Genomic DNA, 13,672 nt, shown 5'->3' with positions numbered 1-13,672 from the left:
GGGTGGGACGGGATCTGGCCTGGGCCGGGGCGGTGGGGAAGGTGGCGCGCGGGCTGGCGCTCGCGGTGGACTACGGGCATCTGCGGGAGTCGCGGCCCCTCGACGGGACGCTCACCGGGTACCGACGTGGGCGGCAGGTGCCACCGGTCCCGGACGGGTCCTGCGACGTGACGGCGCACGTCGCCATGGACTCGGTCGCCTCCGCCGGTGAGCGGGTCGCGCGGTGCGCGTACTCCCTGATCTCGCAGCGGGAGGCGCTGCGGGCGCTCGGGGCCGACGGCGGGCGACCGCCGCTGAGCCTGGCCTCCCGCGACCCGGCCGGCTACCTGCGGGCGCTGGCCGCGGCCTCGGCGGCGGCCGAACTGACCGACCCGGCCGGGCTCGGCGGGCACCTGTGGCTGCGGCAGCCGGTCGGCGTCGCGCTCGACGCGGTCGTGGCACGATGACGGGCATGACCACGGACGCCGCCGACCTCCGCGAGCTCACAGTCGGCACCGGCGCCGGCGGTGAGCAGCTCGGCACCGACATGGTGCTCAACATCGGGCCGCAGCACCCCTCGACGCACGGCGTGCTGCGGCTGAAGCTGGTGCTCGACGGGGAGCGGGTGGTCGCCGCCGAGCCGATCGTCGGCTACATGCACCGGGGCGCGGAGAAACTCTTCGAGGTACGCGACTACCGGCAGATCATCGTGCTGGCGAACCGGCACGACTGGCTGTCGGCGTTCTCCAACGAGCTGGGCGTGGTGCTCGCCGTCGAACGGCTGATGGGCATGGAGGTGCCGGAGCGCGCCACCTGGCTGCGGATGGCGCTGGCCGAGCTGAACCGGGTGCTCAACCACCTGATGTTCCTCGGCTCGTACCCGCTGGAGATCGGCGCGATCACGCCGATGTTCTACGCGTTCCGGGAACGGGAGACCATCCAGGCGGTGATGGAGGAGGTCTCCGGCGGCCGGATCCACTACATGTTCAACCGGGTCGGCGGCCTGAAGGAGGAGGCGCCGGCGGGCTGGACCGGGCGCGCCCGCGCCGCCATCGCCGAGGTACGCCGCCGCATGCCCGACCTGGACAACCTGATCCGGCGCAACGAGATCTTCCTGGCCCGTACCGTCGGGGTCGGTGTGCTGTCCGCCGCCGACGCCGCCGCGTTCGGCGCGTCCGGGCCGGTCGCCCGGGCGTCCGGGCTCGACCTCGACCTGCGTCGCGACGAGCCGTACCTGGCCTACGACCAGCTCGACGTGCCGGTGGTGACGAAGACCGCCGGTGACTGCCACGCCCGCTTCGAGGTGCTGCTCGACCAGGTGTACGTCTCACTCGACCTCGCCGAGCAGTGCCTGGACCGGGTGGACCGGATCAGCGGGCCGGTGAACACGCGGCTGCCCAAGGTGCTGAAGGCACCCGAGGGGCACACGTACGCCTGGACCGAGAACCCGCTCGGCATCAACGGCTACTACCTGGTGTCCCGGGGCGAGAAGACGCCGTGGCGGATGAAGTTGCGCACCGCCTCGTACGCGAACGTGCAGGCGCTGTCGTCGCTGCTGCCCGGCTGCCTGGTGCCGGACCTGATCGCCATCCTCGGGTCGATGTTCTTCGTGGTGGGCGACATCGACAAGTGATCGTGAGCGGTCAGCGCCAGCGGTCGGCGTCGTCCCGGTGCGGCCGGCCGTGCCCACCGTGCTCCGGGCTGCGCCACTCCGGTTCCGCCGGCCGCCATTCCGGCTCGGGCCGACGCCACTGCTCCGGTTCGGGCTGACGCCGTTCCGGCTCGGGCCGGCGCCACTGCTCCGGTTCCGGCTGGCGCCATTCCGGTTCGGGCTGACGCCACTCCGGGGGTGGCTGGCGCCATTCCGGCTGGCCGCTGCGCTGCGTCGGCGGCCGCCACTCGTCCGGCACCGGCACCCCGCCGGCCGGCAGCGCCGGAGGGCTCTCCCCGGACCATCGGGCGTCCGGTGCGTCCGGCGCGCTCGCGTCCGGTCCGCTGCCGCGTACCGACGCCCACCGGTCCTCGACCCGGTACTCCGTGCCGCCACCGTCGGCGTGCACGGCGGCCCGCCGTTCCCCGAGCCGGATCTCCCGGCCCGCACCGTCGTCGCGGACCGCGGCCCACCGGTTGCCGGCACGCATCTCTGACCACTGGTCCCCGTCGGTGCCCGCCCGGCCGGCCGGGGCCTCCGGTACGTCTGCCGCGCCCGTCGGCCAGGCGCTCGCCGCTCGCCCGGCCCGGTCGTCGCCGCCGCCGGACCAGGGTCGCTGCTCGTCGGCCGCCGTCCGGCCCTGGTCGCCCGACCAGCCGCCCCCGGAGGTACGCCCCGACCAGCCCTGTTCCCCTGCGGTACGCCCGGACCAGCCCTGTTCCGCGGCGGCGGCTCGGCCGACACCCGCCCACGGATGCTCGGCAGCAGGACGCCCGGGGTCGGTCCACGAGTGCCCGTCGTCGCCGGCCCCGCCGCCCCAGCCGCCGTCGTCCGGCCCGGCGCGGCGGCCACCGTCGTCGGACCCGGCGCGGTGGCCTGACCGGTCGCCCGGGTCGCGCTGTCCCGCGCGCCAGTGGTCGGCCGGGTCCGTGCCCCGGGACCGGTCCTCGTCCGGCCAGCCGCCGGGGAATCCGCCGTACCGGGTGCCGGACGGCTCACCACCGCCGACGATCGTGTGCCGCGTGGTGACGTGCACCGTCTCGGTGTGGTGGACCACGCCGACCGGGCGGGTCTCCGGGCGGACGACCGGGTCGGACACCCGCGCCGCGCCGTACACCCCGCTCGCCGGCTGGTCGGGACGCGCTGAGGCCCGCGCCGGCTCGGCGTCGTGCCGACCGGCCCGGGCCGATGCGGAGTCGTAGCGGCCGGCCCGGGGGTGCCCGGTCTCGTAGTGGCCCGCACGCGACGGCGGCTCGGCGTCATAACGGCCGGTCCGGGGCGGCTCGGCGTCGTAGCGGCCTGCCCGAGGCGGTTCGACGTCGTAACGGCCGCCCCCAGGCGAGTCGGCGTCGTAGCGGGAAACCGCAGGCGCGTCGGCGTCGTGGTGGCCGGTCCGAGGCGGGTCCGCGTCGTAGTCGGTTCCGTAGCGGCCGCCGGAGTACGCCGACCGGGCCGGATCGTCGTCGTCCCGGCCGGCCGGATGCGCCCGGCCGACGTCGGGCGTGCCGGTGACCGGCACCCGGGCCGCGCCGCTCGGGCGCTCCGGCGCCGGCGCGGAGGAGGCCACGGAGACGGAGGCGGACGCGGGCGCGGAGGCCAGTCCGGCGGCCGCCGCGTCGAGCCGGTGCCGTACCGCGCCGGCCACCTCCTCGGCCCGGCGTGCCTGGTCGAGCGCCTGGTTGCCGCGCTGGGCGGCCGCCACGATCTCGGCCCGCAGCTCCCGCCGGAGCTGCGCCAACTCCTCGCGCATCTCCTCGGCGGCCGCACCCCCGGAACCGCCCTCCGGTCGCAGCGCGATGGACAGACCGATCAGCACGACGGCGAGGATCGCCAGGACGGCGCCGAACCGGAGGGAGCCGTTGCCGTCGGCGATCAGCAGGATGAGCGCGGCCAGGGGCGCCAGCCCCACACCGACCCAGAACAGGACGGTGAGCAGGGTGGGCGTGCTCTTGTCGGCGGGCGCGACCGAGGCGGGCATGGCTGAGCAGACTACCGAGAGTTCCACCGGAGGGGAACGGGTCGGCACCACTCGATGGGCGGCCCGTCGAACAGGGCCGCCGTGCCGCCGGCCGGCACGCGTGGCGCCGGCCGGCGGTGGTGCGTCAGCTCGCGGCCAGCGCCGCGTCGGAGGAGAAGACCAGGCCGACGCTCGCCGAGCCGGTCTTCAGCGCGTTCTTGGTCTGCGGGCCGCCCGCGTCCAGCGAGCTGAACGAGCCGGCCTTGAAGTCGTAGACCTCGACCAGACCGGCCTGGCACTTGGGCCGCTGCGGGCACTCCGGCGGCCCGGCCAGCACGGTGGCCTGCCCGGAGCACTTGGCGGCCAGCTCGGAGAGCGTGGAGACGCCGTACTTGTCGGCGAACGCCTTGGTGACCGCGAACGCGTTCTGGTCCTGCGCCTGGGACGGCTGACCGAAGGCCAGGCCCGCCTTGTCGCCCTCGGTCTTCAGCGCCGCGACCGTCTTGTCCAGCTCCGGCGAGGAGACGGGCTGGGCGTCCTTGCCGTTGGCCTTGGTGTTGAGGAACTCCGCCATGGTGGCGGCGTACTCCGGGACGACCTGGATCTGCCCCTTCTCCAGGGCCGGCTCGTAGAGTTCCCGGTTGCCGATGGTCTGCACCTTGACCTGGTAGCCGGCCGCGGTGAGCGCGATCTTGTAGAGCTCGGCGATGGTCTGGCTCTCGCTGAAGTTGCCCGCGCCGACGGTGATCTGGCCGCCCGGGCCCTTCTCGATCCCGTCGGTCACGCCGTTGGCGGAGGCGAACTCCTGGGCCGCGACCTGGGGCGTCTTGCGGTCGACGTCGACCGCCCGGTTGAGCTGGATCAGCTTCGGGGTGTCGAGCTTCGCGGAGACCTTGTCCAGCGCGGCGACGAGCTGCGGCGTGGCCGCCTTCGCGTTGATCGCGGGGATGACGTTGTCGGTGTTCTGGAGCTTCTTGTCGTCGGTCAGGACGACGAGCTGGTCGCCCGCCACCGGCGCGCAGCCCGCCCCCGAGGCGCCCTGCTCGGGCGCGTCGGTGCCGGACGAGCCGGCGTCGCCGCAGCCGGTGAGGAGAACAGCCGCGGTGAGTGCGCCGAGCGCCCCCGCGGCCAGTGTCGTACGCGCGCGCATCAGTGCCCGCCTTCCGTGTCCCGGCGCGACCCTGCCGGGCCGGCCGCGTGTCCGACGGGCGATCCGGACGGCCACCCGCGACTCCAGCCAATATCTTCCGGACCCGACCGACAAACTCGGAGCGGTTTTCGTCACCTGATCGTCACCGACGGCTCAGCCGCCGGCCGTCGCCGCCGTCGCGCGGCGGCTCGCCCGCCGGCGTACGCGGCGCAGCGGGCGGGGTGTGACCAACCGCTCCACCAGCGCGAGCACCCCCTCGACGAGCAGGGCCAACCCGGCCACCAGCACCCCGCCGGCGATGATCTGCCCGCCGCCGGCGGCGATGTCGAGCCCGAACCCGGCCCGGATGATCTGGCCCAGCCCACCGCCGTTGACGAAGGAGGCGAGCGCGGCCGTGGCCACCACCTGCACCGCCGCGGTACGGAAGCCGGCCGCCAGGTAGGGCACCGCGAGCGGCAGCTCCACCCGGCGCAGCACCTGCCCGCCGGACAGGCCCATCCCCCGGGCCGCGTCCCGGGCCTCCGGGTCGGCCTGCCGCACCCCGGTGTACGCGTTGGCCAGCAGCGGCGGCACCGCGAAGACCGCGAGCGCCACCACCACGGCCGGGCGGCCGAAGCCGAGGAACGTCAGCGGCAGGATGGTCAGCAGCGCCAGCGTCGGGATCGCCAGCGTGACGTTGGAGACCAGCAGGACCAGCCCACCGCCCCGGCCGCTGTGCCCGAGCCAGAGCCCGATCGGCCAGGCCACCAGGCAGCCCAGCAGCACCGCCAGCGCGGACATGCTCAGGTGTTCGCCGAGGCGGTCCAGCACCCCGCCGGGGTTGGTCCAGTTCAGCGGGTCGTTCAGCCAGACCACTGCCTGCTCGACGGGGTTCACCGGGCGGACCTCCCGCGCAGCCAGGGGGTGAGCAGGCGGCCCACGCCCGCGAACACCAGGTCGAGCACCAGCGCCAGCAGCACGCACAGCACCGTGCCGGTCATGATCTGCGCCTTGTAGAAGTTGTTCTGGAAGCCCGCGAAGATGAGCTGGCCGAGCCCGCCCCGGCCGACCACCACCCCGACTGTGACGAGCGCGACGGTGGACACGGTCGCCAGCCGTACGCCGGTGAGGATGCCGGGTAACGCCAGCGGCAGCTCGATCCGGAACAGCCGGCCCCACCTGCCGTACCCCATGCCCTCGGCGGCCTCGCGCACCTCCGGTGGCACCTGGGTCAGCCCGGCCAGCGCGTTGCGCACGATGACCAGCAACGCGTAGAGCGCCACCACGGTGAGCACGGTGATCGCGCCGATCCCCAGGTACGGCGCCAGGAACGCGAACAGCGCCAGCGACGGGACGGTGTAGAGCACCCCGGTCACCGCCAGGATGGGGGCCGACAGCGACCGGAACCAGTACGCGAGCACCGCGAGCGGCAGCGCCACCAGCGCGGCGATCACCACGGCCCGGGCGGTCAGCGAGGTGTGCTCCCGCAGCGCGGCGAGGATCGTGTCAGAGTTGTCCCGCACGTACTGCCAGGAGAACCACGGATTACCCGGGTCGGCCCGGTAGCTCAGGTGGAGGGACACACGTGGACGGTACCCCGGGAGGCACCGCCGGAGGCGGCGCGGCGTCGATCACGCTGGAGCGCATCCGCAAGCGGTACCCGGACGGCACCGAGGCGGTACGCGAGCTGAGCCTGGAGGTCGCGGCCGGCGAGCTGGTGGTGCTGATCGGCCCGTCCGGCTGCGGCAAGTCGACGGTGCTGCGGATGATCAACCGGCTGATCGAGCCGACCGACGGGCGGATCCTGCTCGGCGACGACGACGTCACCCGGGTCGACCCGGTGGCGTTGCGCCGCCGCATCGGCTACGTCATCCAGAACGTCGGCCTGTTCCCGCACCAGACCGTCGCCGCGAACGTGGCGACCGTGCCGGGGCTGCTGGGCTGGCCGAAGCAGCGGACCCGGGACCGGGTCGGCGAGCTGCTGGAACTCGTCGGTCTGGACCCGGCGCAGTTCGGCCGGCGGTACCCGCACGAACTGTCCGGCGGGCAGCGGCAGCGCGTCGGCGTGGCCCGGGCGCTGGCCGCCGATCCGGTGGTGCTGCTGATGGACGAGCCGTTCTCGGCCGTGGATCCGATCGTCCGGACCCGCCTGCAGGAGGAGTTCCTGCGCTTGCAGGCCGAGGTACGCAAGACGATCGTGCTGGTCACCCACGACCTCGACGAGGCGGTCCGGCTGGGCGACCGGATCGCGGTGCTGTCCGAGGGCGGCCGGCTGGAGCAGTACGACACACCCGCAGCGCTGCTCGGCTCGCCCGCCTCGGACTTCGTCCGCGAGTTCGTCGGCGCCGACCGGGGCATCCGGCGGCTCGCCGTCACCCCGGTGACCCGCGCGGTGCTCGACCCGCTCCCGGCCGACGGCGGCACCGGCCTGCCCACTGTGGCGCTCGGCGACTCGGCGTACGACGCGCTCGGCGCGCTGCTCACCGCCGGCGCCGAGCACGCGGTGGTCACCGAGGAGGGCCGGGCGGTGGGGCTGCTCGCCCGGACCCGGCTGCTGACGCTGGGCGCCGTGGACTGAGCTCAGGCCCGGCCGCCGAGGCTGGCCAGTCCGACGATCCAGCCCGCGAAGAAGCCGTACGTGACGCCGGTGCTGGCCGCCTGGAACGCGGCGAACAGCGAGCCGTGCGGCCCGAGGAGCGTGGCGAGCAGGGCACTGAGCCCGCCCGCGAGCGCGTACGCGCCCCAGCCGGAGAGGAACTGGCTGCCCGAGGACGTGACCCGGTCGGTCTGCGGGCCGGGCAGCAGGTACAGCAGCGCCGCGGCCAGCACGATCAGCAGGATCGCCCGCAGGTTGGTGGCGAACACGCCCTCGTCGGCGTGCCACCGCCAGGACGGCCAGGCGAGCAGCCGCAGGAACCAGCCACCGGCCCCGGTCGGGTCGGTGCCGCGCTGCGCCCAGTCCACGTACATCGGGCTGCCGCCGACGGCGACGAGCAGGAACGCGGCGAGCGTGCCGGTGCCGGCGGCCGAGCCGTACCGGGAGACGGTGCGGGGGCGGTTGCTCAGAGCCATGCGGCGGTCAGTTCCCGGCCGGTCCCGCCGGGCAAACCTGCGTAACCGGTCGGCCGCCGTCGGCCGGCGTGCCGTCATCGACCTCAGTGCTTCATCAGGTAGTCGATGAAGGCGGCGCGCAGCAGCGGCGCGGACTCCTCGTAGCCGTGCCCGGTCAGCTCACGCCAGAGCGCGTTCGCCTCGTCGATGGTCGGGCCGACCGAGTTCGGCGCGCCGTCCAGCGCGGCGGCCTCGTCCGCGTTCGGCAGGTGCCGCAGGACCGACCAGAAGAACCCCACGTCGCGGCGCTCGCGCGCCAGGTGGAACGCCTGCTCGCGCAGCTCCTCGGTGGAGAGCTTGTCGAGCTCGTCGAAGGTGCGGCCGCCGGGGGCGGGAGTTTCGGTCATGCCGCCGAGCCTAACCGGAGAGATCAGTCCGGGCGCGCCGGACGCACGGCGGCCGCCGGTCAGCGGTCGTCGGCGTCCCAGCGCCGGGGCTCGTTGTCCCAGCGCGGCGCCTCCCATGCCTCCACCGGGGTGTCGTGCTGGCGTACCGGCAGCACCGACGGCCAGGTGTTGGCCGGCTCGGGCGCCGGGGTCATCGTCCAGCCGCCGCTCAACGCGCCGTCCCGGGCCGGGCGGACCGGGCCGGTCCCGACCGTCGCCGCCGGGCGCGGCCGGCCGAACGTCTCGACCAGCCGGGTGGCGAGCAGGCCCACGCCGAGCACGGCGGCGCCGAGCGCCCACCGGCTGACCGTCCAGCCGTACGGGACGGTCCAGGCGAGGAACACCACCACCAGGCAGACCGCGAACAGCGTGCCGAAGATGCCGCCGCGGCGCCCGTACGCGCTCGTGCCGGCGAGCATCACCGTGCCGACCGCCAGCACGGTCCAGTCCAGTCCGGTGCCGGGCGCGACCTGACCGTCCCCGTTCGCCGCGATCAGCACGCCGCCGAGCATCGCCAGCACCGTGGACCCGACGAGCGCCAGTGCGGTCACCGTGGCGGCCACCGCGCCGCGCCGCCGGGCCGGGTCGGCGACCGGACGGAACCGGCCGATGAGACGGCGTACGGGTTTCATCGCGGCGAACAGGCCACCGAGGACGGCCACGGCGGCGAAGCCGACGAAGAAGTAGAGCGCGCTGCGGCGGGGGTCGTAGTCACCCTGCACCGCCACCGGGCCGGTCCGCCGTTCCAGGTAGACGATCACGCCGGCCGCCCCGGCCAGGCTCGCCGCCCATCCGGGCACGTGCAGCACCACCACGGCCAGGGCGAGCGCCAGCCCGGCCACCGCCGCCACCGCCAGCGCCGGCAGCAGCGCCTCCCGCATGCCCCGGTCGCCCTGCTCGGCGAAGTGCAGCGCGGCGGCCAGCGCGACCGGGCCGATCGCCAGGTTCACCGCGCCGGCCCGCAGGCTCAGGCCGGCGGCGAGCGTGAGCAGGCCGAGCGCCGCGACGTCGACGAGCAGCGTCTTCAGGGCGCCGCCGCGCAGCGCGTCCGCGTCCTCCCGCCAGAGCAGCCAGGCCATCGCGACCAGGCCGGCGAGCAGCACGAACTCCCAGAGCACGTGCACCGCGATCCGGTCCCGGCCGGGTTCGCCGTGCGCCGGGTCGTCGAAGACGTGCTCCAGTACGGCAGCGGGCACCCCGGACGACGTCTCCGGCGGCGCTGTCCGGCCCGCATCGTCGTACGCCATTGGCTCGCGCCTCCCCCAGGTGGCCGCGTCCGGCCCACGGGCGGGCGGACCGGTGGCGGCCGTCGCTCTCCGGTCGCCAGGGACGGTACCGCCGGGCCGGGGCGTGGGGAACCCTCAGAGACGCCCGCGGGGCGTCTCCCGGTCACCCGGCTCGCGGTCCTCGTCGTCCTCCTGCTCCGGGACGCGGCAGGAGCGTTCCAGCCAGAGCGCGGCCGCGACCAGCGCCAGCGCGGCGATCAGGCCGCCGAGCGCGGCGGGGCGATCGCCCACCGCCGCGTTCGTGCGTTCCACGAAGAGCCAGCCGGTCAGGCCGGCGTAGAAGCCGGCGAAGATGGCCCCGGCCAGCGCGGACGCCTTGGCCAGCACCACGAACCGGGCGACCAGCAGCGGGTTCACCGGTTCCCGGCCGGGCCGCCGCTCGATCCGGCCCCGGGTGTTGACCGCCGCGTAGCCCTCCAGCACGGCCAGCCCGGCCAGCGTGATCACCGGCAGCCAGGGCAGGTCGGGCGCGAAGTCGTAGTAGAAGCCGCTGATCAGCAGCCAGGCCACCGCGGCGGCGGCCAGGCCGGCCACCACCAGCGTGGAGGCCCGGGTCGGACCCATCCGGAAGCGGTCGGGCCCCTGCGGGGAGCGGTCGGTGCTCACCGCACCTCCTCAGCTCGCCACTGCCGGGCCACGATCCACCGGGTCATGTGTCCGACTCTAGCGTCAGATCGGGTCGCGGGCTCAGTTCCAGGGCGTCCCCGGCCAGCGGCTCGGCGTTGAGCAGGTCGGTCAGCCAGCCGTGCCCGGGCAGCCGGCCGTGCGGCTCGATGTCGATCCACGGGCGCAGCACGAAGGCGCGCAGGTGAGCCCGCGGATGCGGCAGGGTCAGCTCGGGATCGTCGCGGAGCACCGGCTCACCGGCGTCGTCCCAGACCGCGATCACGTCCACGTCCAGCGTGCGGGGCCCGTACCGCCGTTTCGGGTCGCGGGCGCGCCCGGCGGCCGCCTCCGCGGCCCGGGCGCGGGCCAGCCAGTCCTCCGGCGCCGCCGCCGGGTCCGCGACCATCACCGCCGCGTTCAGGTACGCGGGCTGGTCGGCGTCCCCCCACGGTGGAGTCTCGTAGACACCGGAGACCACCAGCACCCGGTCGCCGAGCGCGGCCACCGCGCCGCGCAGGTGGCCGAGGCGGTCGCCGAGGTTGCTGCCGATCGACAGCACGGCCCGGGTCATCGGGTACGCCGCATCGTGACCGCGACGTCCCGGAAGGCGTGCGGGATCGGGGCCTCCGGCTTGTGCACGGTCACCGTCGCGGCGGCCACCAGCGGCTCGGCCAGGCAGACCGCGAGCAGCCGGTCGGCGAGCGTCTCGATCAGGTTCACCGGCTCGCCGGTGATCACCGCGACCAGGCGTTCGGCCAGCTCGCCGTAGTGCACGGTGTCGGTCACCTCGTCCGAGCGCGCGGCCGGGCCCAGGTCCAGTTCGAGCACCGCGTCGACCACGAACTCCTGCCCCTGTGCGCGCTCGAAGTCGTAGACCCCGTGGCGGCCGTGCGCACGCAGGCCGGTCAGCTCGATCCGGTCGGTCATCGGTCGCCTCCGCTCGTGCCGGTGGCCGCTTGCGCCGGCCGGGTGCCGCCGGTGGCCGTTCCCGCCTGCCGCCTGCCGGTGGCCGGTTCCGCCGACGACGTGCTCGTACGCCGTGCGCCGGTCGCGCCGGCGAGCCGGGGCCTGCCGGTGGCACGCCAGACGGCGAGTGCGTCGGCGGTGCCGCGGACGTCGTGCACGCGTACCCCCCAGGCGCCGGCCGCGACGGCGAGCACGCTCGTCGCGACGGTCGCGGCCTCCCGCCCGGCGGTGGGGCGGGGTTCGCCGGCCGGGTCGGCGAGAAGCCGTCCGAGGTAGGACTTGCGGCTGGCCCCGAACAGCACCGGGAAGCCCAGGTCGACCAGCTCGGGCAGGCGGGCGCTCAGCGCCCAGTTGTGCGCGGCGGTCTTCGCGAAACCCAGGCCCGGGTCGACGATGATCCGGTCGGCGGCCACCCCGGCGGCGAGCGCGGCGTCGACGCGCCGGCTCAGCTCGTCCCGGACCTCGGCCACCACGTCGGTGTACGTGGCCAGCTCGCGCATCCCCCGGGAGTGCCCCCGCCAGTGCATGAGCACCCAGGGGCAGCCGGCGTCGCGGACCACCCGGACCATGTCCGGGTCGGCGAGGCCGCCGGAGACGTCGTTGACCACGTACGCGCCGGCGGCGAGGACTGCCTCGGCGACCCGGGCGCGGCTGGTGTCGATGCTGACACGGATGCCGGCGGCGCTCAGCTCGCGGACGACCGGCAGCACCCGGGCGGTCTCCGTCTCCGCGTCGACCCGCTCGGCGCCGGGCCGGGTGGACTCGCCACCCACGTCGATCAGGTCGGCGCCGTCGGAGCGCAGTCGCACCCCGTGTGCGACGGCCGCGTCCAGATCGGCGTATCTGCCGCCGTCGGAGAAGGAGTCGGGCGTGACGTTGAGGACGCCCATCACCACCGGGGTCTCCGCCCGTACCAGATCGGTCACGGACCCGACAGTACCGTTCGCCGGCAGGGCTTCCGGCCACCGGGCGAGCGCCCGACGCGGCACCCCTGACGTGCGCATTGGAACAGGTGTACGATCGGTCATCCGGGCCGTCGGAGGTCGAGTCTTCACGGCTTGTCGCAAAGGTGGCCGGGCCGTACGCTTTGGAATTGCCCAGCATCGAGATGGCGAAGCCTGGAGGGAGGGCCGAAGCGGGAAGAATCCCCCCAAAACTCACCACTCTGCGTGGTGGGTGACGGACTCAGCGTTGACGGCGCTGTCTCTGACGAGCACCATCCCGCCAGGCTTGCCTACTTGCACCAACGCGGCGCCGCCGGCCGCGACCTTGGGGAGGTTTCCAGTGATCGCCATCGAGCTCATGGCAACGGCGTCCAGTGCCGTGGACCACGCGCTCCACACCCTGGCGTCGACTCCACTCGCCGAGCCGGCCCCGAAGGGCATCGACACCGACAACGTCGTCACCTTCTTCGCCAGCAAGATCGCGCCGATCCTGCTCGCGGTCCTCGGGGTGATCTTCATCGGCCGGGCCAGCCGGGGTGAGATCTCGAAGGTGCTGACCAGCTCGGCCATCGCCATCATCGGCCTGGCCTTCATCGCCGGAGCGGCAACACTCTTCTTCGTCGGCGACTACCTGATCAACCTGATCTTCGAGTAGGGCGCTGGGCGACGATGCGGCTGCGCACCGACGACGACATCTACCGGGCACGCCTCGTCTACCTGGGGCCGCCCGGGTACACCCTTCCCGTCCACCTGCCGTACGCCCAGTACGGCCTGTTCATGCTGCTCGTACCCCTCTACATGTTCATCCACTGGTTGTTCACGCTCCAGGTCGAGCTGTTCCCCGCCTGGGAGATCTCGCTGGCGATCGTGACGACCTCGTTCATCTTCCGGTACGTCGACCCGGACCGGCCCGCGCGCATGGTCATCCGGACCGCGCTGACCGACTGGCGACGCACCCGGGAACCGGCCACCGAGCAGCGGGATCCGCGGCTCGTCGCGAGCCGGATCAGGATCCGGGAGGAACTGGCATGACCGGGCGTACGACAACCGTGCAGACGAACGACGCGGGTGAGGCGGTCGCATGAGTCGCTCTTCCACGCCGGGTTCCCCGGCCGGGCGCCCGGCCGGGCCCAACGGTAACCGTGCGCGATCGTTCGACTACCCGCCGGACGAGGATCTGGACGAGGTCGTCCTCGACAGCGCGCTCGTCACCAGCCCCGGGCACGGCCGCGTCGGCGTCTTCCAGCCGCCGCGACCGCTCACCCCGCGCGAGCCGGTACGCCCCGACGGCGACATCGACTCCCCGTTCCTCGACCTGTTCGGCGGCGCGCAGCCCCGGCGGCGGCCCGCCGCGTCCACGCCGCCCGCACCTGTCGAGCCGGTGGTGGCGCCGCCCCGCCGCGGCGTCGGCCGCGAGCCCCTGCCGATCCCGCACCAGCCCGCCGTGCCGATCGAGCCGGCGCCCCGGGCCGAACCGGAGCCACCGGCCCGCGAGCAGACCCCTGGGGTACGCGCGGTCGGGCGCCCCCGGCCCGAGCCCGCACACGCCGCACCGCCACCGGTCGAGCCTTCCCTTCCCGACCCGCCGGCCGCGCTCGCCCCGCCGCCGCCGTCGCGTAGCCGGGTGCCGCAGCAGGCCGGTGACCGGCTGCCCGCG

At 74.6% G+C, this 13,672-nt stretch carries 16 protein-coding genes and 1 pseudogene; 6 read left to right on the top strand and 11 right to left on the bottom strand.

Annotated features, from left to right (window positions below):
- On the top strand, positions 1-446 hold a 446-nt coding region (locus EAD96_RS14555), incomplete at its 5' end, for an SAM-dependent methyltransferase (RefSeq protein WP_199733173.1).
- Positions 443-1,612 carry an NADH-quinone oxidoreductase subunit D gene (locus EAD96_RS14550; protein WP_199733172.1) on the top strand — a complete coding sequence of 390 codons (1,170 nt, stop codon included), beginning with the start codon at positions 443-445 and terminating at the stop codon, positions 1,610-1,612. The genes EAD96_RS14555 and EAD96_RS14550, both read left to right, overlap by 4 nt.
- Before the next feature lie 10 nt (positions 1,613-1,622).
- Here the strand turns inward: EAD96_RS14550 and EAD96_RS14545 are convergent, their stop codons facing one another.
- The 4 genes from EAD96_RS14545 to EAD96_RS14530 form a co-directional block, all read right to left on the bottom strand.
- Positions 1,623-3,608 carry a hypothetical protein gene (locus EAD96_RS14545; protein ID WP_121684640.1) on the bottom strand — a complete coding sequence of 662 codons (1,986 nt, stop codon included), beginning with the start codon at positions 3,606-3,608 and terminating at the stop codon, positions 1,623-1,625.
- A 124-nt stretch (positions 3,609-3,732) separates the two neighbouring features.
- Complete coding sequence (locus tag EAD96_RS14540) at positions 3,733-4,737, bottom strand: glycine betaine ABC transporter substrate-binding protein (protein ID WP_121684639.1); 1,005 nt, start codon at positions 4,735-4,737, stop codon at positions 3,733-3,735.
- Between the two features lie 153 nt (positions 4,738-4,890).
- Entirely contained in the window at positions 4,891-5,613 is a 723-nt protein-coding gene (locus EAD96_RS14535; protein ID WP_120572799.1) for an ABC transporter permease, read from the bottom strand.
- Positions 5,610-6,299, bottom strand: coding sequence for an ABC transporter permease (locus EAD96_RS14530; protein ID WP_121684638.1), 690 nt, complete (start codon positions 6,297-6,299; stop codon positions 5,610-5,612). Before EAD96_RS14530 ends, EAD96_RS14535 begins: the two co-directional genes overlap by 4 nt.
- Before the next feature lie 2 nt (positions 6,300-6,301).
- Between EAD96_RS14530 and EAD96_RS14525 the strand changes: the two genes are divergently transcribed.
- Entirely contained in the window at positions 6,302-7,294 is a 993-nt protein-coding gene (locus EAD96_RS14525) for an ABC transporter ATP-binding protein (protein ID WP_121684637.1), read from the top strand.
- Between the two features lie 2 nt (positions 7,295-7,296).
- On the opposite strand, the gene EAD96_RS14520 is transcribed toward EAD96_RS14525, so the two are convergent.
- From EAD96_RS14520 to folP, 7 genes are all read right to left on the bottom strand, one after another.
- Positions 7,297-7,788, bottom strand: a complete 492-nt coding sequence (locus tag EAD96_RS14520; RefSeq protein WP_091425714.1) for a hypothetical protein — start codon at positions 7,786-7,788, stop codon at positions 7,297-7,299.
- 83 nt (positions 7,789-7,871) lie between these two features.
- On the bottom strand, positions 7,872-8,174 hold the full coding sequence (locus EAD96_RS14515) for a hypothetical protein (RefSeq protein ID WP_120572796.1): 303 nt from the start codon (positions 8,172-8,174) through the stop codon (positions 7,872-7,874).
- A gap of 59 nt (positions 8,175-8,233) precedes the next feature.
- Complete coding sequence (locus tag EAD96_RS14510; protein WP_121684636.1) at positions 8,234-9,460, bottom strand: ABC transporter permease; 1,227 nt, start codon at positions 9,458-9,460, stop codon at positions 8,234-8,236.
- A gap of 114 nt (positions 9,461-9,574) precedes the next feature.
- Complete coding sequence (locus tag EAD96_RS14505) at positions 9,575-10,063, bottom strand: DUF3180 domain-containing protein (RefSeq protein WP_120574102.1); 489 nt, start codon at positions 10,061-10,063, stop codon at positions 9,575-9,577.
- An 85-nt stretch (positions 10,064-10,148) separates the two neighbouring features.
- Entirely contained in the window at positions 10,149-10,676 is a 528-nt protein-coding gene (gene folK, locus EAD96_RS14500; protein WP_121684635.1) for a 2-amino-4-hydroxy-6-hydroxymethyldihydropteridine diphosphokinase, read from the bottom strand.
- Positions 10,673-11,032 (bottom strand): dihydroneopterin aldolase, encoded by a 360-nt coding sequence (folB, locus tag EAD96_RS14495; RefSeq protein ID WP_043327897.1) that lies wholly within the window; start codon positions 11,030-11,032, stop codon positions 10,673-10,675. The genes folK and folB overlap by 4 nt, the downstream gene beginning before the upstream one ends.
- Positions 11,029-11,997, bottom strand: coding sequence for a dihydropteroate synthase (gene folP, locus EAD96_RS14490; RefSeq protein WP_233585773.1), 969 nt, complete (start codon positions 11,995-11,997; stop codon positions 11,029-11,031). The genes folB and folP overlap by 4 nt, the downstream gene beginning before the upstream one ends.
- A gap of 358 nt (positions 11,998-12,355) precedes the next feature.
- On the opposite strand from folP, the gene EAD96_RS14485 reads away from it, so the two are divergent.
- From EAD96_RS14485 to EAD96_RS14475, 3 genes and pseudogenes are all read left to right on the top strand, one after another.
- Complete coding sequence (locus EAD96_RS14485) at positions 12,356-12,670, top strand: hypothetical protein (RefSeq protein ID WP_013288976.1); 315 nt, start codon at positions 12,356-12,358, stop codon at positions 12,668-12,670.
- A gap of 14 nt (positions 12,671-12,684) precedes the next feature.
- Positions 12,685-13,047 carry a hypothetical protein gene (locus tag EAD96_RS14480; protein WP_013288977.1) on the top strand — a complete coding sequence of 121 codons (363 nt, stop codon included), beginning with the start codon at positions 12,685-12,687 and terminating at the stop codon, positions 13,045-13,047.
- 49 nt (positions 13,048-13,096) lie between these two features.
- Positions 13,097-13,672, top strand: a pseudogene (locus EAD96_RS14475) (hypothetical protein); the annotation flags it as partial.

It is taken from the genome of Micromonospora sp. BL1, assembly GCF_003667485.1.
Classification (GTDB): domain Bacteria; phylum Actinomycetota; class Actinomycetes; order Mycobacteriales; family Micromonosporaceae; genus Micromonospora; species Micromonospora tulbaghiae.
Note: the sequence above shows the minus strand (reverse complement) of the source record. Positions and strands in the feature narration are given on the sequence as shown.

Bases quoted from the DNA above. Each gene is read 5' to 3' on its own strand.
- folB (WP_043327897.1), bottom strand. From the start codon at position 11,032: ATGACCGACCGGATCGAGCTGACCGGCCTGCGTGCGCACGGCCGCCAC.
- EAD96_RS14480 (WP_013288977.1), top strand. From the start codon at position 12,685: ATGCGGCTGCGCACCGACGACGACATCTACCGGGCACGCCTCGTCTAC.
- EAD96_RS14515 (WP_120572796.1), bottom strand. From the start codon at position 8,174: ATGACCGAAACTCCCGCCCCCGGCGGCCGCACCTTCGACGAGCTCGAC.
- EAD96_RS14545 (WP_121684640.1), bottom strand. From the start codon at position 3,608: ATGCCCGCCTCGGTCGCGCCCGCCGACAAGAGCACGCCCACCCTGCTC.
- EAD96_RS14550 (WP_199733172.1), top strand. From the start codon at position 443: ATGACGGGCATGACCACGGACGCCGCCGACCTCCGCGAGCTCACAGTC.
- folK (WP_121684635.1), bottom strand. From the start codon at position 10,676: ATGACCCGGGCCGTGCTGTCGATCGGCAGCAACCTCGGCGACCGCCTC.
- EAD96_RS14510 (WP_121684636.1), bottom strand. From the start codon at position 9,460: ATGGCGTACGACGATGCGGGCCGGACAGCGCCGCCGGAGACGTCGTCC.
- EAD96_RS14520 (WP_091425714.1), bottom strand. From the start codon at position 7,788: ATGGCTCTGAGCAACCGCCCCCGCACCGTCTCCCGGTACGGCTCGGCC.
- EAD96_RS14540 (WP_121684639.1), bottom strand. From the start codon at position 4,737: ATGCGCGCGCGTACGACACTGGCCGCGGGGGCGCTCGGCGCACTCACC.
- EAD96_RS14505 (WP_120574102.1), bottom strand. From the start codon at position 10,063: ATGGGTCCGACCCGGGCCTCCACGCTGGTGGTGGCCGGCCTGGCCGCC.